Source organism: Rhizobium sp. Leaf371 (assembly GCF_001424045.1).
Classification (GTDB): Bacteria; Pseudomonadota; Alphaproteobacteria; order Rhizobiales; family Rhizobiaceae; genus Ferranicluibacter.
Window position 1 is genome coordinate 364,870 of the sequence record NZ_LMQB01000012.1, and the last position, 21,592, is coordinate 386,461.

Below are 21,592 nucleotides of genomic sequence, written 5' to 3' on the forward strand. Positions count from 1 at the left end.
AATACCCGTTTTGCAAAAGGGCTATTGAAAACGCCCTGCTTAAAAATGCTTGTTCAAAATAAAAAACGCCGCACGTTTGAAAAAACGTCCGGCGTTCTCATATTTCAAGACTCTTGAGAAATCAGTTCGGGCTTGTCAGAAGCCGGGTCGTCCTGCTCGAGGAAGAGCTGAAGGGCGAGCCCTGACCGTTGCCGTCGAATGATCCCGAGGTCGTCGGGATGGAGTCGTCACCGGATGCGCCGGCGCCACCGCCAGCCGCGCCATTGCCGCCGATACCCGAAGCGCCGCTCGAAGCGCCGCCGGCACCATTGCTCACCGAAGCCGTCTGAACTTCGGAGAGACCCGCGACGAAGGCAAGGCTGAGCGCTTCGCTGTTCATCTCGGCAACCTTCGCCTGGATCATGGCTGCATAAGGCGGGCTTGCTTTGGCGCAGATGGTCGCAGCGCGGGCCAGTCCCTGGCCGATGGCCAGAACCTGTGCCTTATTTGCCGCTGCCGACAGAGCCACGACTTTGTCGAGCGTTGTCGAGCTGGATCCCACAAGACCGTTGACGCGACTGGACAGGACCATGCCGCCGGATTCGGTGCCCTGCAGAAGCGCTGACGGGTCGTCGGTGAACTCCGAAACCTTCTCGTCCGTCAACTTGGCCGGAGGCAGGAGGCAGGAAACGGTCTCCGGTGCTTCCGGTGTCGTCGCCGCCACGGTCACGGGAGGTGTCGCCGTCGGTGCCGCAGGTGCAGCCGGCTGTGCCACAGGCACGACCGGAGCTGCGTCTGAACCCGTTGGTGCAACACTCGGTTGCGAAGACGTGACGGCCGGTGCAGGTACCGGCGGCGCTGTCGCGCCTGCTGCAGCATCCTGCGCAAAAGCGCTGCCGGCTGAGAGGCTTGCGATCACAGCGACCGAAAGAAAGTACCTGCTTTTGTAAGTCGAAATATAAGCGGCCATAGCAAGCTCCTCACAAGAAACGTTGTCTTTTTGATCTCACGGAACGCCAGCTGATGCAACTGTTTGTTGTTAACTTTTTAGAAAGCATTCAACATCGTTAAGCCGGCTCCCGTTTTAACCGATTAGAGCGCCTTTCCTGCATCGCGCGTATTGACGACATCGGAGCTAACACCTGAAGCCGTCGACGTCACAGAATTCAGGATGTCGAGGAACTTGATGACCTCGACCGAGTCCGCGTTCGTGACGTACAGGATATCCTTGTCCTGCATCGGGAACTTCTGGATGAGGAAGAAGGACGAGGGATCACGCAGATTGGCCCGGAAGATGACGGGAACCTTATCGCTCGGATAGCGCGAGACATCGGCGCCGAGACTTCTCAGGAACTCCTTGCCGACGACGCGGTAGAGGAGAACCTGGCCCGGGTTCGCGCGGCCGTCCAGGAGACCGCCGGCCTTGCCGAGGGCTTCACCCATGGTGAGGTTCGATTCCTCGAAGTCGAAGCGACCGTTTTCGCCGGACGCGCCGAATGCCAGGAAGGTCCGCCGCTCGCGGTCGACGATGACGGTATCGCCGGGCGCGATGAAAATGTTCTCGCTCGGCGTGTTGATCAGGTGGTTGTAAAGAATGGTGGCGGTACGACCGCGGCGCTGCAGCGTCACATAGGTTTCTTCACCCGGCGTGCTCAAGCCGCCTGCGCGGGAGAGGACGTCGAGGATGCGGTCGCCGGCTTCCGTCAGCTCGATCTTCGCAGGATCCTTGACGTCGCCGAGGACGGCGGCCTGTGCCGAAATGCTGGTGACCTTCGTGATGACGACCTGAGGCTCGATCGCGCGGTTGGCGAGCGCATTCTCCAGATCGGCCTGCACGGCATCGACCGAGCGACCGGCAGCCTGGACGCGTCCCGCATAGGGAACGCTGATCGTGCCGTTCCGGTCGATCGTCTGGTCCGGCAGGTTCACGAAGTTCCCGGAACGCGCACCGGCATCCGCCGGAATGAACAATCCGCCGGCCTGGGATTCAAAAATCGAAACGCGCACGACGTCGCCCACACCGAGCGGCAGCGACGGTGCACCGCCCCTGCCTCCGCCGAAGCTTCCCTGAAGCGACGAATTGACCGCCGTCGCAACATTGGCGATGACCGCGGTTGTGATGTCGACCAGCGCGTAGTCGACATTGGCGACGCGCTTGTGCCCCTGCTTGGGCGCCGCACTGACCCGAATGGCGGCCTGCGAGGTGATATCCCGTTCGGAAGGTCCGGAGCTGGGCGTGGACGTGCACCCCGTCAACGCTACAGATGCCATCATTGATAAAATATACGTGTTTCGATAGGGCAATTTCATTCTCCGTAGATAGACGGACCATAACAGACCATTACGAATTGTGCATTAATAAGCTATTACACACAGCAAGGATGGATGTGGAGAAGTGAAATACCGTCGCAAGTGTTGCCGAGCTGCAACAAGTATAGGGATAAGGACGGCCTTCACGGGATTCCTATTACCAGATGATGACATATCTCAAAACATTGCCCCGATTACGTTTGATTTGTGGGCTTTAAGAATCCACATCGCCAGAGCCCTTTAGAATAAACTTACCTTAGGTCTCACGAGTCCGCAGAGAGAATACACTTTCGATGAAGTCTTTATTACATACATTCGGTTTTCGCAAATCGAACCCGGCGCTTTCACGGCAGAAAAGGGGACGTCTGAACCTGGATGGGATCGAAAAGCGATATTCTCTTTATGCAGTGGGCGACGTGCATGGTTGTCTCAGAGAGTTGCACGCGATCGAAGCTCAAATTCGCGAGGATGTTCGGGTTCGGCAACGGTTTGGGATTATTATCTACCTTGGAGATTACGTTGATCGCGGCCCGCAGTCTGCGGCGGTACTCGATCATCTTTGCCAAGCGCCGCCGAACGAATTCCGACGGCTGCCGCTCTGTGGAAATCATGACGACATGTTCTTGAGATTTTTTCGCAATCCCGCAAGACATCTTAATTGGCTAGAGATGGGGGGAGAGGAAACGCTGAAATCCTACTCCATCGATATCGGGCGCTACCTCGGCCGAAGGAAGGACATGGCCGGACTGCGCGCAATCATGAAGGAGCGCATTCCTGAACAACATCTGGCGTTTCTCGATAAACTCTACATTTCCCTCAAAGTCGGCAAATTCCTGTTCGTCCATGCCGGGATCAAGCCGGGATTGCCGATCCAGCAGCAGACGGATCACGATCTGATGTGGATACGCGAACCCTTTCTGTCGGAAGGGTCGGGAAGCCCGCTGACCGTGGTGCATGGCCACACGATGACGATGGAACCGGTGTTTGGTAACAAGCGCATCGGAATCGACACCGGCGCCTACATGACGGGAAGGTTGAGTGCGGTGCGGATTTTCAACGATGTCTGCGAGGTGCTCTGACGTGCAGCGAAGAATGGATCGACGGCCGTCGGCGAGACGGAATGGCTTGGAGCCGGCTCGGGCGGATAACGGCCTGCTGCGCTTTTCACGACAGGCGGTTACGCTCGGCTATTGGTGCGTCCTCGTGTTTGCGGTGATGTCCTACGGTGCGAATGCCGCGCTTTCCCTCAGCCTTGCCAGTGCTCTGGCCTGCGTGGTCCTCATTCTCGCCTTTCTGACACAGGGCGAACCATCGACCGGGCGCAAACCCTTCTGGTTCGCGCTCGGCCTGCTGCTTGCGCTGTCGGTCTGGTCCTGGGTGCAGACCTTGCCCTGGCCAGCAAGCCCGGTGGAGCAAGGGCTTTGGCAGCCTGTCCGAACCCTGGCGCCGGAGACGCAAGCCTCGGGTTCCGTCTCGTCGGGAGACACCATGCTCGGCCTGCTCAAGGCGGCCTTGCCGATTTCCGTGTTCATGGCCTCTCTCGTTCTGTTCGATCGGGAGGAAAGGGCCGTGCGCGCCTTCAAGGTCGTCGCGACCCTCGGCGGCGTCGTGGCGATCATCGGCGTGCTCCAGTTTGCGATGACGCCCGACGTCCTTCTCTTGCAGCCGAAGCTCTTCTATCGCGACAGTCTGACGGGCCCCTTCGTCAACCGCAACACGGCGGGGACGTTCTTCGGTGTCGCCTCGATCATGCTGCTCGCGCTGGCCGTGCATGCGGCAACCAAGATTGACCGATACAGGCTGTTGAGTCTCCTCAATGTCGGCGGTCGGCTGGAACAGCCGAAGGAAGTTGCCGCGGCGGGCGCGTTTGGTGGTCTCTTTCTCGTTGCGCTGGCCGCCGAGTTCCTGACGAATTCCCGCGCAGCGACCGTCATAACCTTCGTCTCGCTCGTCTGCTTGATCCTGCTGCTCACCTTCGGCCCTCGCTATCGCCCCCCGAGGCGCCGACGCCGGGCCGGGTGGAAGAGGACCGCCCGGAGAATTGGCATTGCTGCCGTTCTCGTCTGGATCCCGCTTCTGGTGTTCTCGGTGCTCAGCAGCCGGGTGCAGCAGCGTTTTGAGGAAAGCGGCGCCGTCGATCCACGCTTTTGTGCCATCCATGCCATCTGGTCGGCGACGGCGGATCATTGGCCGAAAGGCGCCGGCTTGACGAGTTTTCAGGAAGTCTACCCCGCCTACCGTGAACCTGCCTGCGGCGTTCACGGGATCTGGGACAAGGCCCATAACTTCTATCTTGAAGGTCTGCTTGCGCTCGGGATCTTCTTTCCGATCGCGCTGATCGCGTCGGCAGGGGTGATCGGGCGAATATTCTGGAAAGGCTTTGCGGGGAGGAAAAGCCGCTCCTATCTCGTCGCGGCCGGGTTCTGTGCAACCCTGCTCGTTGCAACTCATGCCGCCTTCGATTTTTCGCTCCAGATCCCTGGCTTCGCAACGTTCTTTGCTGCCGTCTTGGGTCCCGTCACGACGATTTGCCTGAAGAAGAACGGGCCGGTGCAAACGAGCGCGAGCGAGAACCCACTGCGCTTGCCATCAGACAATGGCATCCTGGAAAATGAAGGGCTGAGAGGCGCCTGAGCGCGCCGGCGGCTGAACGTTTCCGTCAACCCGTGACGCGGAGGACGTTTCAGCGCCGGTCCGGGAGACGTGGGAGCCGGTGTCCGCAGGTCTGCCCGATCGACGATAAACGATGGGCTCACGAACGTTCGAGCTTCGGAAACCTGCAAGGACGGAGGGACATAAGGTCGATACCGACCAAGCACCACCGGAGGGGCTTCGAGCGCCTCCGGTGTGGGTGCGGACGCTCGGTCAGCCTTCCTGATAGTACTGCGAATAGCGCGAATGATAATACTCGCTCGATCCGTAGGAGCGGTAGAGCTTCATCTTTTCGTTATCGACCTTGTTGAGGATCACGCCGAGGCATTTCGAGGCGATTTGCGGCTCGGTGTTCAACGTATGACGAACGACCCGACGCGCGGTCTGGCCCCATTCCACCACATAGATGAAGCCGTCGATGATCGTGCTGGCCATGGCGCGGGCATCGACGACCGGTCCGATCGGCGGAAGATCGACGATGATGTAGTCGAAATGCTGGGACAGTTTCGCGATGAGGCCGCGCATCGCCGGCGAGATCAGCAACTCCGAGGAATGGGGCACGCGATGCTTAATGACGGCCGGAAGGAACGCAAGCTTGGTCCGCGGGTTCGACAGCAGGACGTCCTGAGGGGCCTTGTCGTCCAGAAGGATCTCCAGAATGCCAGCCTGGGCATGACGGGCCAGCATGCGGGTCGTTCCCGGGTTTCGAAGGTCGGCGTCGATCAGCACCGTCCGGTTGCCCTGGCTCGCCAGAAGCTCGGCAAAATTCGTCGATACGGTGGACTTGCCTTCTCCCGGCAGGGTCGACACGATCCCGATGACCTTGCATTTGTTGCTCAGGATCGACAGATCCGCAGCGATTTTCGCGCTCCGCAACGTTTCGGCGAAAGCGGAGAGGGGATTGTCGAGGACATAGTCCGAAATTGAACTCTGCTTGTTGATCAGCCTGGGATTGACCTCGCCGACCTGCAGTGCGTTGCGCGGCTGCTTCGACTCGATCACGAGCGGCGCTGCGCCGAGATATTCCTGTTTCAGAATATCGCGCACCTGATCCCCCGTGCGGAAGAACCGATCGCGGAATTCGCGGAAGGCGCCGACACCCGTGCCTGCTGCCGCACCCATGACGACGAAGAGCGCGAGAACCAATGGCTTGCGAGGAAAGCTTGCCTTCTCCGGCGCAGAGGCGCTGGAAATGATGCGCGCTTCCGTCACGGGGAAGGACTGCTGCTGGACGGCTTCCTGATAGCGCTGCAGGAAAGTCTGGTACAAGGTGCGATACGTGTCGGATTCCCGTTCAAGTTCGCGCAGCTGCACCTGGGTCTCATTGGCCGTCGCGCTGATATTGGTCGCCTTGGACACGCTGTCCTGCAGGCTCTTCTCGCGCGCGGCTGCCACGTCGACCTCGCTTCGATAGCTCTCGGCGATGCGGTTCACTTCTTCAAACATCAAACGCTTGTATTCCGCCATCTCGGCACGAAGACGGACGGCCTGGACGTGGTTGGGACCGAGCTTCTTGGAAATCTCGCCTTCGAGCTTGGCCGAGTCCAGATATTTCTTGCGCAGTTCCGTCGAGACCGAGCTGTCGAGCACGTCCGTCACGATGGCGTCGGACTGGCCGGAGGAGACGATGCTCTGGATACGGTCGAGACGTGCCCTGGCCTTGGCCGTTTCGGCCTGGGCGGTGATCAGCGCGGTGTTGAGCTCGGAGAGCTGCTGATCGGAAACCAGCTGGGAGCCCGTGGAGACCAGTCCGTTCGCGGTGCGGAACTTCTGAACGGCAAGGTCGGTCTCCAGCGCCTTCTGGCGAAGTTCGACGATACGCTCCTGAAGCCAGGCGCTGGCGCGGCGGGTCGACTCGTATTTGGAGTTCAGCTTGTCGACGACATAGGCGTCGCCGATCGCGTTGGCGATCCTCGCGGCCATCTGCGGCGAGGGAGAGGTATAGCCGATACGCAGCACATAGGTTTTGCCCACCCGGTCGACCGACATGTTGCGGGAGAGAATCAGCTGTGCCTGAGCGCGTCGCGCCTGGGCGTCGTCTTCGACCTGATTGGAGGCGAACCACTTCGGGATATTCATCAAGGCGCGGACGGGGGCCAGAACCGTGCCGAGGATCGAGCGTGGCTCGGCCATGAAGATCGGATCTTCGCCCAGTTTCAGCTTGTCGACGACAGCAAGGCCGATCGTCTCCGACGTCAGGACTTCGATCTGGCTGAGGAGCGCCGTTTCATCCTCGAGGCCGGCGCCCGACATCGAAAGCTCTTCGACCAACTGGTTCTTCTCGGCGTCGAGAAGAACGCTGATGTCGGCCGTGTAAAGCGGCACAGCCGTCATGACATAGAGCAAGCCTGCAAGCGCAGCCAAAAACGCGGCAGCGGCGACCACGCGCCATTGGCGCCGGGCAATGCCCAGCATCCATTCGATATCGAGCACATCGAACTGATTGCCGCCGGTCTTCTCGTTCTGGAAATGCCCGACGAAATCACTATTGTGGACTTGCAATGTCGTACCTCGTTGCTGTCGTTTCCCGATCCGGGCATCGGAAACGGAGCTACCGCGCCAAGCCGGGGGAAACCGAAGCCAGATTGCTGGCCGTAACAAATCACACTAACCCGGGAATAAGACAGTTTATGGCTTTTCCAAGCCCTGGAGGCCTACAAAAAGCAGCTCATTCCATCAGGTGCTAGCATTCTCTAAATTCAGTGTCTCTGTGCGAGGGCCGCGGCCTATCGCTGAACGTCTGGCGTGTCCAGAATAAGTCCATCCCCGCTTGAAACGTCCTGCGGATTTGATATCAGGTTTATGTTGCACTGCAAACTGCATAATATCATCGGGTCGGTGGTCACATCACATTCCCGAATGACCGTTGTATTGTCCGACACGTCGTACCGCGACGTCAAAACCGAACGCGAGCCGTGTGGAGACCCTTGATGGATGCTCATGAAACGCCATTCCAGAAGATAAAGGCCGACTTGCGCATCTTCGCGGAGGGCGAAAAGCGCGGGGTCACGGCAGGCTTCGCCTTGCGCATGTTCCTCCTGACCCCCGGATTTCAGTTCGTCTTTTCGAGACGCCTTCAGGAAATCGTCGTGCGGATCCCGCTGATCGGCCGCTTGCTTCGCCGTATTCTGTGGTGGGCGACATGCCTGTGCTTCAGTTCCGAACTGGCCATGGCGGCCAAGGTCGGCGGCGGTCTCTACACGCCGCATCCGTTCGGCATCGTCATCGGCGCAGCGGAGATCGGGCGGAATGTCACGATCCTGCAGAACGTGACGATCGGCCGGACGTCGCCTGCGAGCCTGCGGGATGCGGTCGTGGGAGACCGGGCGAAGATCTTCGCCGGCGCCGCTGTTCTGGGCGCTATTACGCTTGGCAGAAATTCCCTGGTCGGCGCCAACTCCGTCGTCCTGAAGGATGTGCCGGACGGTGCGACGGCCATCGGGGTTCCCGCCAGAATCCTGATCAAGAAGGCCGAGCAGGCCGTGGATGAGGTCGCGGCGCAGGCACTGCCCGCAACCTTGCCACAGCAGCCCCTGGATAGTTGAGCCGACGGATAGTTGAGCCGACGGACGGAAGACCGGCAGGAGACGCCGCCCCGGCGCCACGATACCGTGACGCCGAAGTGGTGCGGGCAGGGCCCCGTGCCAGGGATTACCCGCCGCGTCCTCGTGTCGCCGCCGCTCAGACGAACAGGAAGTTGCCGGAGGTCACACTCCCGACGGCGATGCCTTCGAGCGTGATGCTGTGGCCGTTGTCGAAGGAAATGACGGTATCCTTGCCGCTCTGGCTCATGTGCAGGTCTGCCATGGACGCCGCCCAGTGATCGTCCAGGACGATCTGGTCCTGCGAGCCCGCCGTCACGTTGAAGCTGGTCAGCGTGTCGCGGCCGCCGTCGAACGCAAAGTTGCCCTTGATCGTGTCACGGAACTGGATGGTATCGTTGCCGGCGCCACCATGGAACGACTGCCCGTTCGCGTAGACGGTGAGGGCGTGCGAGCCGTCCTGGTGGCGGATATCCGCCAGCAGCAATTTGATGGCACTGTCGTAGGCGTCGGTGCGCACATTGCCCGTCCCGTCCTTCAGGAAGGTTTCGACCGTGCGGGACGCGTCGGCGGCCAGTGAGACGCGGGTCGAGATCTGGCCTGCGGCATCGTAGGACGAGATCTCCTTGGAGCCGTCGAGGTGGCGAACCTCCTTGTAGTCATAGGACCCATCCGCATGCAGGCGCTCGATCAGCAGGATGTTCCCGCCCTTGTCGATGGTCTGATGCTCGGTCGTGTAGGACAGTCCGGTCTTGTTGAAACTCGTATAATCGATGGTTCCGTCTGCATTCTTGACGGTCTGGTTGGTCAGGACGCCATTGACGAATTTCTTGACCTCCAGGGTGCCGTCACCGTTCTCGATCATGCTCTGTGCGAGTTTCGATGTCGCTGCATCATAGGTCAGGGTGGTGCGCGAGCCGTTGGTGCCAACCGTCACGTCGTTCAGCAACACGCCCTTCGCATTGTAGTAGAGATAGTCCTTGGTGCCGTCGGAATTGACTGTCTCGCGGGAATCGAACGTTCCATCGGCATGCTTGCGGATAAGATCGACGATCTGGCCCTTCGCATTGACGACCTGGATTTCCGTCGTCCAGGACTTGCCTGTGATGTTGGACAGCGTGTTGGTCTGACTTCCGTCGCGGTTCACCTCGTACTGGGCGGACAGGGCGCCGTTGACATAGACCTTGACGACGGAGCTGCCATCGACATTCCGGACCGAGTCCGTGAGCATCTTTCCGGTCTTGGTGTCGAACGTGACGGTTTCCTTCCATCCCGACTTCAGGACGGTATCGACCGTGGCCTTGATACCGGCCTTGTAGCCTGTCGTGGTCAGGTTGCCGTCCTTGTCGAGCGTGAAGTTATAGGCGATCATCTTCGTCGCCGTATCGTAGTTCAGGGTAACCCGCGAACCGTCGGTTGCAACCGTCACATCGTCGCGCAGCACGCCCTTGGCGTCGTAGTACAGATATTTCTTGGTACCGTCCGCGCCGAGCGTTTCGCGGGAGTCGAACGTCCCGTCCGCATGCTTGCGGATGAGATCGACGATCTGGCCCTTCGGATTGACGACCTGGATTTCCGTCGTCCAGGACTTGCCGGCGATGTTGGAAAGCGTGTTGGTCTGGCTTCCGTCGGGACCCCGTTCGTACATGGCCGACTGGATGCCATTGACGAAGACCTTGAGCACGGAGCTTCCATCGACGTTCTTGATCGCGTCCGTCACCATCTTGCCGGTGGCCGTGTCGAAGGTGACCGTTTCCCGCAAGCCGGATTTAAGCGTGGTCTCGACAGTGGACTTGATGCCGGCAATGTACTTGGTCGTGACGAGGTTGCCATCCTTGTCCAACGTGATGTTGCGGGCGATCTTGCCTGTCGCGGTATCGTAGCTGAGCGTGACGTTCGAACCATTGGCGCCGACGGTGACGTCGTCGCGGAGAACACCCTTGGCATCATAGTACAGATACTTCTTGGTGCCGTCAGCGTTCAGCGTTTCGCGGGAGTCGAGCGTCCCGTCGGCATGCTTGCGGATGAGATCGATCACTTTACCCTTCGTGTCGGTCACCTGGATTTCGCTCGTCCAGTTCCGGCCCTTGATGTCGTAGAGCCAGTTCTTCTGGCTACCGTCGCGGTTCAGATCATACTGGGCGGAGAGGGCACCGTTGACGTAAACCTTGATCACCGAGCTTCCATCGACGTTCTTGATCGAGTCCGTCAGCATTTTGCCGGTGGCCGTGTCGAAGGTGACGACTTCCTTGACGCCGGCTTTCGTCACGGACTCGACTTTGGATTTGATGCCGGCCTTGTAGGTGGTCGTGGTCAGGCTGCCGTCCTTGTCGAGCACGATGTTTCGGGCAAGTTTCCCCGTGGCCGTATCATAACTGAGGGAGACCTTGGAACCATCGGTCCCGGTCGTGACATCGTCGCGCAGCACGCCCTTTGCGTCGAAGTAGAGGTACTTCTTCGTGCCGTCTGCGTTCAGCGTTTCGCGGGAGTCCATCGTGTTGTCGGCATGCTTCCGGATGAGATCGACGATCTGGCCTTTTGCGTTGACCACCTGCGTTTCGACGGTGAAGCTTTTCCCTTTCACGCCGAAAGCGGTGTACTCAAAGCCGCCGTCGGCGGCCACCTTGCATTCGCTGACCACCTTGCCGCCCGAAAGGCCATAGTCGGTCCGGGTCAGAAGCTTGCCCGCCTCGTCGAAGGTCTGGACCTTTCGCCAGGTCTGCTGTTCGAAGCTGACCGAGAAGGTAAAGTCGCCTTTCACCTTCGACAGGACGGCGCCGTAGGTGGCGACCATATGCTTCATCGTCTCGAGCGACGACACCTTGAGAACGGCGCTGTCCGACAGCGTGATCGACTGGAGCCCGTTGGAAACGGCAAGCGTATCGATGCTGGCAACCAGCTCGGCCGCCGTCATCGTCAGGTTGGGCGCAACGGTCGTCACCGGCTCCGTCACCGGACCCTTGGCGCCGACCTCGATGATCAGCGCGTGGTCGCTGAGCGGGATCTTGATCGACTGGACATTGCGGTAGACGGCGATCGGCTCGATGCCCTTCAGCGGATCATAGACGTAGACCAGCGCCTCGACCTTGCCCAGATTGACCGTGACGTCGGTCGTGGGCGTGACGACGTCCTTGCCCGTGGTTTCGTTCCAGACGATCTTGTCCGTCCAGACCACGATATCGTAGACGCCGCCGGACTTCTGCATCGCCATCGCATGGGTTTCGGACGGCGCGTTGCTCAGGCTGTAGTTGATGGTGGTCCCGGCCGCTGCCGAACCGTCGTCGCCGGACTGAAGAATGGTGGTGAAATTGTGGATCGCGTTGGCGGCGAGCTTCGGGCTGCCATCGGCATTGAAGACGCCGAACTCGACTTCCTTCAGGCCCCGGAAGGCAGCCGACGGCACGTCGAACAGCATGTAGATATAGGTCTGCTGCGACCCGTTCTCGTAGGCGTTGAGCAGGTTGTTGAGGATCAGCTTGGCCTGTGCCGTTTCGCTCGCGCCGATGCCGCCGGCCCCTGTGTAGGTGGTGTAACCCGTTTCGGTGACGACGATCGGATCGCCCTTGGAGGCTCCGCCCGCCAGATCCATCGAATTCTGCATGCTATCGTCGATGACCGAGCCCGTGTGCGGATAGGCATGGGCATTGGCGTAGTCGGAATATTTGCCGAGATCGCCCAGCGCCTTGTAGGCTTCCAGGCTGTCATGGCTGATGCTGAGGTTGAGAACCGCGACGTCGCTGAGGCCGGATGCGCCCTTGACCGCCGTGTAGAGCGCTTTCTGGAAGGCGGCTGCCGCTTCCATCGTGAAGGCGCCGATATGCGCGCCGGCGATATTGGCTTCGTTCAGTCCCTCGACGGAAATGATGCTGCCCGGATGCGCCGCCTGAAACGCCTTGAGGACATCGACATAGGCTGCAAGCCCGGCCGAACCGCGGGCGACGAGCTCGCCCGGCGTCATGAAGTCGAACTTGATGCCGGCAGCCGCCATGGCGTCGAGAACCGGCTTGGCCTGGCCATAGGCGGACAGAGAATCCCGCACCGTATCGATGCCGAGATATTTGAGGCTCGATATGGTCTGGCTGGAGTTCTTGTAGGCATCCATATAATAGCCGCCGCTGGTATTGATGCCAATGGAGCCGACAAAGGCGTTGGCGCTGACGGTTTTCGTGGTGATGATCGGGGTGGATGCCATGTTGGGACTGTCTCCATCGTCGTTTGAGGAGACGGTACCCGACCGCCAGAAAGAAAGGTTTAGGCGGATAGTTCAACTTTTATCGATCGGACGATTCGCCATCGGTCCATCGGGAAACCCCTTCGGCATGTTGCGAAAAATCGCCTTCGATCGCGGCGGCGATATCGGTCGGGCTCCTCCAAAGCCCGTACCGTTGACCCTTTGCGACCGGTATCCGGCCATCGCCCGGCGCGTTCACATGTCTGTTCCTCAGACGAACAGGAAGTTTCCGGCGCCCACGCTGCCGACGGAAATGCCGAGGAGTGTAATGCTGTGGCCGTTATCGAAGGAGATGACGGTGTCGTTGCCGCTTTGCTGTAGGTGCAGGTCGCTCATCGCCGTCGCCCAGTTGGCGTCGAGAAGGATCCGGTCCTGCGTGCCCGGCGTGACGTTAAAGCTCGAGAGTGTGTCGTTGCCGCCGTCAAAGTCGAAGACGCCCTTGATCGTGTTGCCGAACTGAATCGTGTCGTTGCCGGTGCCGCCATGGAAGGTCTGCTCGTTTGCAGCGACCGTAATCGCGTGCGAGCCGTCCTGATGGCGGATATCCGCCAGCAACAGCTTGACGGCGCTGTCATAGGCGTCGGTGCGGACGTTGCCGGTGCCATCCTTCAGAAACGTCTCGACCGTGCGGGAGCCGTCACTCGCCAGCGTGACATGGGTCGAGATCTTGCCCGCGGCATCGTAGGACGAGATTTCCTTTGAGCCATCGAGATGGCGGACTTCCTTGTAATCAAAGGTTCCGTCCGCATGCAGACGCTCGATCAGCAGGATGTTGCCGGCTGCGCCGATGATCTGGTGTTCGGTCGTATAGGACAATCCGGTCTTGTTGAAACTCGTGTAGTCGATGGTTCCGTCCGCATGCTTGATCGTCTCGTTGGCGAGGACACCATTGACGAAATTTTTGACGTCGAACGTTCCGTCGCTGTACTCGATTTTGCTCTGCGTAAGTTTCGACGTCGCCGGGTCGTAGGTCAGAGCCAAGCGCGATCCATTGACCCCGACCGTCACGTCACTCACCAGCGCGCCCTTGGCATCGTAGGAGAGATACACCTTGCTGCCGTCGGCGTTGACGGTCTGGCGGAAGTCGAGCGTTCCGTCGGCATGCTTGCGGATGAGGTCGATCAGTTTGCCCCCGGCGTTCACGACCTGCGTTTCGGTGACGTAGCTTTTGCCCTTGATGCCGAAGGCCGTGTATTCGAAGCCGCCATCGGCGAAGATCTTGTTTTCGCTGACCACCGTGCCGCTCGACAGGCCGTATTCGGTCCGGGTCAGAAGATTGCCCGCCTCGTCGAAGGTCTGGACCTTTCGCCAGGTCTGCTGTTCGAAGCTGACCGAGAAGGTGACGTCGCCCTGCACTTTCGACAGAAGGGCGCCGTAGGTCGCGATCATGTGCTTCATCGTCTCGATGGAAGAGACCTTGAGAACGGCGCTGTCCGACAGCGCGATCGACTGGAGGCCGGTGGCGCCGGCAAGTGTATCGATCCTGGCGACCAGCTCGGCCGCCGTCATCGTCAGGTTGGGCGCAACGGTCGTCACCGGCTCCGTCACCGGACCGCTGGCGCCGACCTCGATGATCAGCGCGTGGTCGCTGAGCGGGATCTTGATCGACTGAACATTGCGGTAGACGGCGATCGGCTCGAGGCCTGTCAGCGGATCATAGACATAGACCAGCGCCTCGACCTTGCCCAGATCGACGGTCACCTCGGTGGCAGCCGTGACGATGTCTTCCCCGGTCGTTGCGTTCCAGACGATCTTGTCGGTCCAGACCACGAGATCGTAGACGCCGCCGGACTTCAGCATCGCTATCGCATGGGTTTCGGACGGCGCGTTGCTCAGGCTGTAATTGATGGTGGTTCCGGGCGCTGCCGAACCGTCGTCGCCGGCTGTCAGGATGGTGGTGAAATTGTGGATCGCGCTGGCGGCGAGTTTCGGGCTGCCATCGGCATGGAAGACGCCGAACTGCACTTCCATGGGCCCCCGGAAAGCGCTCGAAGGCGTATCGAACAGAGTATAGATGTAAGTCTGCTGCGAGCCGTTGTCGTAGGCGTTGAGCAGGTTGTTGAGGATCAGCTTGGCCTGTGCCGTTTCGCTCGCGCCGATGCCTCTGGCCGGTGTGTAGGTGGTGTAACCCGTTTCGGTGATGATGATCGGATCACCCCTGGAAGCCGCGCCTGCGAGATCCATCGAATTCTGCATGCTCCTGTCGATGACCGAGCCCGTGTTGGGATAGGCATGGGCGTTGGCATAGTCGGAATATTGCCCGAGATCGCCCAGCGCAGTGTAGGCTTCCAGGCTGTCATGGCTGATGCTGAGGTTGAGAACGGCGACGTCGCTGAGGCCGGTTGCGCCTTTGACTGCCGTGTAGAGCGCCCTCTGGAAAGCGGCCGCCGCTTCCATCGTAAAGGCGCCGATATAGGCGCCAGGGATATTGGCCTCGTTCAAACCCTCGACGGAAATGATGCTGCCCGGATGCGCCGCCTGAAACGCTTGTAGGACTTCGACGTAGGCTGAGAGGCTGTTCGCGCCTCCGGCAACCAGGCCGCCCGAGGTCAGGAAGTCGAACTTGATGCCGGCAGCCGCCATGGCGTCGAGCACCGGCTTGGCTTCGCCATAGGCGGCCAGAGAATCCCGCACCGTATCGATGCCAAGGTATTTGAGGCTCGAAATCGTCTGGCTGGAGTTCTTATAGGCGTCCATATAGTAGCCGCCGTTAGTATTTATACCAATAGAGTTAATAAATGTACTTGAATTGGCTGACTTTGCTGAAACAGAAACAGATGACGGCATAAAATATTCTCCAAAATTCCGGATGGACTTATACCTGAGAATCTATTAATTTAGGCAGGCATAAGCGTTGTATTATTTAGGCACTTCTAAATCAAGGGGCGATCGGGTAAGAGGTCGATTACGCTGTGCCACGACGTGATGCTCAGCCGCGCCGCCAGCTTGGCGCCTGCGGGAACGTGACGAACGACTGCGGATCTGGACGGGCATGGATCACGTGCCGCTGAACCGAATGCCGAGATTTCCAACGTTCCCAGCCTTTTCAGAGAACGGCAGTTTCGTTCGTAGATCCCACGGGGATGAATAAAAAATGACGATTTCAAGCAACGAAAAGCTATCGCAACTCAACTGGGTTCGGGCCATCGCCGCGTTTCTTGTGGTTGGCTATCACTGCGAGATCACCATGGCTCTCCCGACATATTTCGGCTTTGGTGTGCTTCCATTTTTCAAGTCGGGGCACACCGGCGTTCAGCTTTTCTTTGTCTTGAGTGGTTTTGTCGTTTTCCTCGCGCATAGTCGTGACCGCGAAAGAGACTGGAATGTTCTCTCCATGTTTGCGTTCAAGCGTTTCCGCAGGATTTACCCGCCTTTGTGGATCGTGCTTCTGCCGCTGACGGTGATGTTGGTAGCCGGTATCGGTGCGACTATTCCCACGACCTACGATGTCGTCGGTGCATTCTTGATACTGCCCGTGCAGAACGAGGTGATCCTCGGAACCGAATGGACGCTCCGCCATGAGATTCTTTTCTATCTTCTTTTTGCGTTGTTTCTTTGGGATCGTCGCTTGGGTCTTGCTATCCTGCTCGCGTGGGCTGTCGTGGGATCTGCCGTCGCAGTCTTCTCGGACCAGCATTGGCTGATCGAGTTTCTGCTCAGCCCCAATCACCTCCTGTTCCTGTCCGGAATGGGCATTGCTTGGGTGTACTTGCGCGGGGATTTGCCTGCAGGCGTGCCTGTTCTTGCCGCTGGATTGACGGTGTTCGCGGCGAGCTACGCCCTCAGTCTCAAGATGCCGCTCGATGCGGATCTATCCATCCTCATGTTCGGAGCAGGGGCGAGCGGTATCATCTACGGTTTGGCAGCGCTTAAGCGCCTCAACAGGCCTGTTGCGTGGATGGACGCAGCCGGCGCGTCTTCCTACGCTCTTTACCTGATCCATTACCCACTCATCTCGATGCTGTTGAAGCTGAATAAGCGACTGTCGGGAAAGATAGAGTTGAATCCTTATCTGTGCTTCCTGATCATCATTGTTACTTGTTACTGTGCTGCATGGGCCTTTCACCGCTGGCTGGAAAAACCGGCGATTGCCATGGCTTCATCGATGTGGAGAAGACCGCCCGTTGCGGAAGCCGTGTGAAATTGGGTCTTATCGCTGGACAGCCGGATCGCTGTTCATGTCACGTGTCTTATGATATGCGCATTCGTGCGCCATGACGACGCGAGACAAAAATTTCGGATGAGAGTTTCATGGTAAACGACGAGCAGAAGCACGAGCGTCTTGAAAGATATATCTTCAATTATTGTGTTATAGCCTTTCTGCTTTTCTGCCTGCGGGATGGTTACACAGGTTCAGCTCGCTACTATCTGCAAATGGTCAATCTCAGCATATTGTGGTTCATCCCCGATATCATGGCATTCGGCTGCGTCCTGATTTTCTCGTATCTGCAGATTTTCAAAGAAAGAAATCCGGTCGGTATATTTTTCATCATATCGTTCTGCTGGTCCGTCTATATCAGCACAATTTTTATGAACGATACGCTTTTTACTCTATTTTCTTCGATCAAGATGTTCATACCGATGTTCGTCGGTTTTTGTTTTTACAAGAGAACTGTCACCGATATCCGCTGGCTTCAAATTGTACTAGTTATTGTTTTTTTCACCTCTTCTATCGGCATCATTCTCAATCCGTACGTGGAATATCCTTGGGTCGGTCAAGTTCTGGAGACGTTCGGCGGGGCCAGAGAAGCGTCCAAGCTCTGGTGGACGGGTGGTGTACCACGGTATGGCGGTTTTGCTGGCGACAGCACCATGGCCGGCTTCATGACGTTGTTCACGTACTTGCTGGTCTCCCCTTATCGCGGGATCATCTTCAATGTCGCCTGCTGGCCCTTGATCGTCACGGCGCTCTATCTCACCAACAGCAAGACCGCGATCGGTCTCTTTTCGATCTACGCCGTTCTCTACCTTTACATGAACGTCATTCCCCGAGACTACCGGGTTCGCGTCATCCGCACCTTCACGCAGTTGTCGTTCATATGCCTGATCGTTCCTCCAATCCTCATGATCACGCTCGGGGGGGTCGATCTCGGCGCCATCGACCCGAAGCTGGAAAGCCTCGCAGACCGTATCAACAACACGTGGAACGGACCATTCATCTGGGTTTCCGAACTGTTTCCCGGCGGCATGTTCACGGGATGCGGAATCGGCTGCTACAGCTACCCCATGTCCTACACCGACTTGGCGAAATACAACCTGCCGCTCGATAACTTCTACATGACGACGTTCCTGATGATGGGGTATCCGTTTCTCCTGTTCGTCGCTCTTCTGGTTGCCAAAGTTCCCGTGATGCGGGACCCGATCAAGCTGTCGATCCTCATGCTTTGGAACGTATATTCGGTCACCGTGCAGCTGTACGGCCCGTCCTATGCGACGCTCCTCTATGGCTACGCCATCAGCGAGGTCTTCGGGCGGGTCTCCGTCCGTCGCTCGTCGATCCGCTCTCTGAAGCGAGCCCCTGAGGGCAATCCGGGCCTGCAGACGATCGCCGCGCAACCTGGTTGAATTCGCCCAGCCTCCGTTCTGCCTTACATACATGTCATCCGGATCCGAATTCGCCCGTCGAAATGAGAGTTCTGGAAAAGGAGACGTGATGAAATTTTGGGATGTCGTCAAAGCTGATATGCGGGCAAACGCCAGTCATGCGAACATGCTCAAGCTCCTCCCGACCTTCATTTTCAATCCCGGATTCTCGGCCATATTCCTGCATCGTGTCGCCTGCAAATTGCGGCAGGGCGGCGTGGTCCGGCGTCGGCTGGGGCTTCTCGTCTGGCGTTGGAACGTTGGCCGTTCGGCGTGTCATATCAATCTCGACAGTGATATCGCTCCAGGGCTCTTCCTCCCGCATCCCACGGGTATCGTCATCGGTTCGGGTGCCAGGATCGGTCCGGGAACCACGATCTACCAGTCGGTGACGATCGGCAAGACGGCGTCTCCGCAGTATCCGGTCATTGGCGCCGGATGTGTCCTCTACCCCAATTCCCTCGTCATCGGCCCTCTCACGCTCGGCGACCGCGCCATCGTCGGTGCGGGATCCGTCGTGTTGAAAAGCGTGCCGGCGGACGGCGTGGTGGTCGGTACGTCGGCAAAGGTCCTGCGGGTGGGCCAACCGGAAAATGCGGTCGCCCTGCCGGTTTAGAGCGTTTTACCGCAGTGACCGACGCCGAAGCGATTCCGCTTCGGGTGGAGATGCGCCCCATCGACGCGACGCCCAACGCTCCGCGACGCCCAACTCTCCGTAAGAGCCCGGGGCGTCCTGTCGCGACTTTTCAAGTCCGCCTCTCAGATCGGTCGGTCCCGTCCTCCGCGCGGGGCGGGCACGTATTGCCGTGCGCGGCCCTCAGGGCGCGGTATCGGCCTGACGGGAAAAGCTCAGGAGATAGGCGCCTCGGATCCCCGTCACGACCAAGGCCGTGATCAGCGCGGCGACGCCGGTTCCATTGAAGCCCAGCCAGGAAATCATGGCGGCCGTCATCGTGACCGACAGGCAGACGCCAAACATGTTGATCGTTGCGTAGTGGCTGTCCTTGTTCAGGCTGGTCAGGCCGACATTGAGCAGGTCGGAGCACGAGCGCACGATGGCTGCGAGCAGCAGCAGGATGAACAGTCCACGATGTTCGCTGATTTCCGTCATCGACAGGAAGCGGATCAGCAATTCGCTTCCGCCGAGAACGCCGGCGGCAAGAACGGTCGCGATGATGGCGGTCTTGACGATCTGCTTGCGGAAAACCTGCTTCCACTCCGCAATCGAGCCCTTTTGCCGGGCCTGGAACAGGACCGGCAGGGCGAGTTGGACCACGGCGGTCTGCATCAGCGTCTGCAGCGCATTGGTCAGCGACCAGAAGAACGTATAGATGCCGGTGAGCGTGAGGTTCAGCATATAGTTCACGATGTAGCGGTCGGCATAGATCAAGCCGACGATGCTGAGATCGCTGATGTAAATGTGCCAGGAGTGGCGCAGCCGCTCCTTGATCCAGCCGAAATCGACGGGTGTTGCCGCCGTCTGGCGAAGCGGCCAGCTGCGCAGCAGATAGGCGAGCAGTGCCGCCGCAAGCACGTAGCTGGCGATCCAGCCGATGAAGACAGCCTCCAGCGTCCGGAAGACGGGAAATGCGACGCCGAGACCGACAACGACCGGCACCCAGAGGGCCGAGCGGACGAAAACCAGCAGATTGGCTTCCGTCGCCATGCTCTGTCCGATCAGCGGCATATGAATGTCGAGCCCGTAGGTCTCAAGCCAGATAAGGGCGATGATCAGTCCGTAGAGGAACGTGATCTGGTACCCCATCGCAAAGGCCACGATCACACCGATGATGGTGGCGAGGACCAGCGTGACCGTCGTGACGAACAACCGGTTTTTGACGATGGCGGCAGCGAAGGCTGCATCCCGGCCGATGACTTCGCGAGATGTCCGATAGTTCAGACCCCATCCGAGCATCGCCGGCAGAATGCCGATCGCTCCGAGCGCCAGACCGTAAATGCCGGTTGCCTCGAAGCCGAGGTACTTGATGATGTAAAAGGACAGCAGGAACCGAAAGACCAGCGTCGAGCCCCGAAATGTCAGGTTGATCAAGCTCGACAATTTACGAAAGTGGCGCATCAGCAGTGATCTTTCATCTGGACGACGACGCGATGGTCGTCACCACACGCAGCAGCTCGGTCGCGCTGTTCTTCCACGAAAACTCTGCCGATCGCAATCGTCCCGCTTGTCGCAAAGCCTGGAGGTCGGCCTGGCCGTCCAGGACGGCGAGCATCGCGCGGGACATCGAGCCGGTGTCCAGCGGGTCGAAATAGGCAGCGGCATCGCCGCAGACCTCCCGCAGAACGGGAATATCGGAGGCGAGGACAGGACAGTTCTCGCGCATCGCCTCGAGCGGCGGAATGCCGAAGCCCTCGTAGAGGCTTGGAAACACGAGAGCCTGCGCATGCGCGTAGAGCGAGAGGATCTCGGCGTCCGACAATCTCCCGGTTTCGAGGAGATGGGCCGGGCGTACGGTCGCTTCGCCTTTGGAAAACGCTTTTGCTGCTTTTCCGACCAGAACGAAGGAGACGTCGCTGCGGTCAAGCGCGCCGAAAGCCTGGATCGCCCGTGCCAGATTCTTGTTCGGGGCAGGGGAACCGATGAAGAGAAAATACCGGCGATCCCTCAGTCCCAGCCGATCGAGGACGGTCTCGTCTGCCGTCACGTCGACCATGTGATCCACCGCATTCGAGATGACCGAAATCGTCTCGACCGGCACCTTCAGGACGTCGGACAGTTCTTTTCGGGAGAAATCCGAGACCGTCGCGAGACGCGAGCGGCGCGCCAGCAGGCGGCCCAGCGTCTGGTGGAGAAGGCGATATGAGCGGGAAAAACCCTGGGGGAAGCGGTAGACCAGCGCGTCATGGATGACGGTCAACTGCCGTCCGTGCAGAACCGGTGCCGAATTGCAGGGGTTGACGAGAATGCCGTCGCGGCTGGCAGCGAGGAGGTCGATCTGTTCCCAGGCATGGCCCGTCAACCGCCCAGCGGTTTTGACCGCGATCTTCCGAAAACCCTGATCGAGCGAAACGCCTTTCGGCACGAGGATCGTCCAGGCCTTTGCCTGCTCGTCGTCCAGCAGGTCGTCGATCGCGTGCAGGATCCCGCCCGCGAAACGCTCGACGCCCGTAAGCGGACGTCCGAGGAAGCGACCGTTTACATAAATCGGGATCTGGTGGGGTGGGGTCCCAGACGGCATCACGCGATCATTCATTATGGCTACCGGGTGCAGGCCCGCAAGCAGGCAAACAGTGTCCGCCTGTGTTGGCATGGAATTGTGCGGCGCACAAACAAGTC

At 59.2% G+C, this 21,592-nt stretch carries 13 protein-coding genes; 6 read left to right on the plus strand and 7 right to left on the minus strand.

What is annotated here, in order from left to right:
• Positions 1–121: 121 nt before the first annotated feature.
• Complete coding sequence (locus ASG39_RS09690; RefSeq protein ID WP_062594768.1) at positions 122–709, minus strand: hypothetical protein; 588 nt, start codon at positions 707–709, stop codon at positions 122–124.
• A gap of 362 nt (positions 710–1,071) precedes the next feature.
• Positions 1,072–2,253 (minus strand): polysaccharide biosynthesis/export family protein, encoded by a 1,182-nt coding sequence (locus tag ASG39_RS09695; RefSeq protein WP_244481199.1) that lies wholly within the window; start codon positions 2,251–2,253, stop codon positions 1,072–1,074.
• Between the two features lie 329 nt (positions 2,254–2,582).
• Here ASG39_RS09695 and ASG39_RS23265 point away from each other — a divergent pair, with 329 nt between their 5' ends.
• Positions 2,583–3,368: a metallophosphoesterase gene (locus ASG39_RS23265; protein ID WP_082477105.1), complete on the plus strand. Its 786-nt coding sequence runs from the start codon at positions 2,583–2,585 to the stop codon at positions 3,366–3,368.
• Positions 3,369–3,414: 46 nt separating this feature from the next.
• The gene (locus ASG39_RS09710; protein ID WP_062594772.1) at positions 3,415–4,923 is read left to right on the plus strand and encodes an O-antigen ligase family protein; all 1,509 of its coding nucleotides are present in this window, start codon (positions 3,415–3,417) and stop codon (positions 4,921–4,923) included.
• Between the two features lie 231 nt (positions 4,924–5,154).
• On the opposite strand, the gene ASG39_RS09715 is transcribed toward ASG39_RS09710, so the two are convergent.
• Complete coding sequence (locus ASG39_RS09715) at positions 5,155–7,374, minus strand: polysaccharide biosynthesis tyrosine autokinase (RefSeq protein WP_277995962.1); 2,220 nt, start codon at positions 7,372–7,374, stop codon at positions 5,155–5,157.
• A 497-nt stretch (positions 7,375–7,871) separates the two neighbouring features.
• Between ASG39_RS09715 and ASG39_RS09720 the strand changes: the two genes are divergently transcribed.
• Entirely contained in the window at positions 7,872–8,486 is a 615-nt protein-coding gene (locus ASG39_RS09720; protein ID WP_062594773.1) for a serine acetyltransferase, read from the plus strand.
• A gap of 136 nt (positions 8,487–8,622) precedes the next feature.
• On the opposite strand, the gene ASG39_RS09725 is transcribed toward ASG39_RS09720, so the two are convergent.
• Both ASG39_RS09725 and ASG39_RS09730 read right to left on the minus strand, forming a co-directional pair.
• A complete protein-coding gene (locus ASG39_RS09725) occupies positions 8,623–12,675 on the minus strand; it encodes a hypothetical protein (RefSeq protein ID WP_062594774.1) in 4,053 nt (1,350 codons plus the stop codon).
• Positions 12,676–12,924: 249 nt separating this feature from the next.
• On the minus strand, positions 12,925–15,411 hold the full coding sequence (locus ASG39_RS09730) for a hypothetical protein (RefSeq protein WP_062594775.1): 2,487 nt from the start codon (positions 15,409–15,411) through the stop codon (positions 12,925–12,927).
• Positions 15,412–15,808: 397 nt separating this feature from the next.
• Here ASG39_RS09730 and ASG39_RS09735 point away from each other — a divergent pair, with 397 nt between their 5' ends.
• The 3 genes from ASG39_RS09735 (at position 15,809) to ASG39_RS09745 (ending at position 18,913) form a co-directional block, all read left to right on the plus strand.
• Positions 15,809–16,855, plus strand: a complete 1,047-nt coding sequence (locus tag ASG39_RS09735) for an acyltransferase (protein WP_062594776.1) — start codon at positions 15,809–15,811, stop codon at positions 16,853–16,855.
• Between the two features lie 110 nt (positions 16,856–16,965).
• Positions 16,966–18,279 carry a hypothetical protein gene (locus ASG39_RS09740; RefSeq protein ID WP_062594777.1) on the plus strand — a complete coding sequence of 438 codons (1,314 nt, stop codon included), beginning with the start codon at positions 16,966–16,968 and terminating at the stop codon, positions 18,277–18,279.
• Positions 18,280–18,367: 88 nt separating this feature from the next.
• A complete protein-coding gene (locus ASG39_RS09745) occupies positions 18,368–18,913 on the plus strand; it encodes a serine acetyltransferase (protein WP_062594778.1) in 546 nt (181 codons plus the stop codon).
• A 201-nt stretch (positions 18,914–19,114) separates the two neighbouring features.
• Here the strand turns inward: ASG39_RS09745 and ASG39_RS09750 are convergent, their stop codons facing one another.
• Together ASG39_RS09750 and ASG39_RS09755 are read right to left on the minus strand one after the other, a co-directional pair.
• A complete protein-coding gene (locus ASG39_RS09750) occupies positions 19,115–20,374 on the minus strand; it encodes an oligosaccharide flippase family protein (RefSeq protein ID WP_082477108.1) in 1,260 nt (419 codons plus the stop codon).
• 13 nt (positions 20,375–20,387) lie between these two features.
• Positions 20,388–21,494: a glycosyltransferase family 1 protein gene (locus ASG39_RS09755; RefSeq protein WP_062594780.1), complete on the minus strand. Its 1,107-nt coding sequence runs from the start codon at positions 21,492–21,494 to the stop codon at positions 20,388–20,390.
• Positions 21,495–21,592 lie beyond the last annotated feature (98 nt).

What these genes read in the sequence shown, in the direction of transcription:
- ASG39_RS09695 (WP_244481199.1), bottom strand. Translation starts at nt 2,253, where the DNA reads ATGATGGCATCTGTAGCGTTGACGGGGTGCACGTCCACGCCCAGCTCC.
- ASG39_RS09745 (WP_062594778.1), top strand. Translation starts at nt 18,368, where the DNA reads ATGAAATTTTGGGATGTCGTCAAAGCTGATATGCGGGCAAACGCCAGT.
- ASG39_RS09750 (WP_082477108.1), bottom strand. Translation starts at nt 20,374, where the DNA reads ATGCGCCACTTTCGTAAATTGTCGAGCTTGATCAACCTGACATTTCGG.
- ASG39_RS09720 (WP_062594773.1), top strand. Translation starts at nt 7,872, where the DNA reads ATGGATGCTCATGAAACGCCATTCCAGAAGATAAAGGCCGACTTGCGC.
- ASG39_RS09735 (WP_062594776.1), top strand. Translation starts at nt 15,809, where the DNA reads ATGACGATTTCAAGCAACGAAAAGCTATCGCAACTCAACTGGGTTCGG.
- ASG39_RS09755 (WP_062594780.1), bottom strand. Translation starts at nt 21,494, where the DNA reads ATGCCGTCTGGGACCCCACCCCACCAGATCCCGATTTATGTAAACGGT.
- ASG39_RS09730 (WP_062594775.1), bottom strand. Translation starts at nt 15,411, where the DNA reads ATGGACGCCTATAAGAACTCCAGCCAGACGATTTCGAGCCTCAAATAC.
- ASG39_RS09740 (WP_062594777.1), top strand. Translation starts at nt 16,966, where the DNA reads ATGGTAAACGACGAGCAGAAGCACGAGCGTCTTGAAAGATATATCTTC.
- ASG39_RS23265 (WP_082477105.1), top strand. Translation starts at nt 2,583, where the DNA reads ATGAAGTCTTTATTACATACATTCGGTTTTCGCAAATCGAACCCGGCG.
- ASG39_RS09725 (WP_062594774.1), bottom strand. Translation starts at nt 12,675, where the DNA reads ATGGCATCCACCCCGATCATCACCACGAAAACCGTCAGCGCCAACGCC.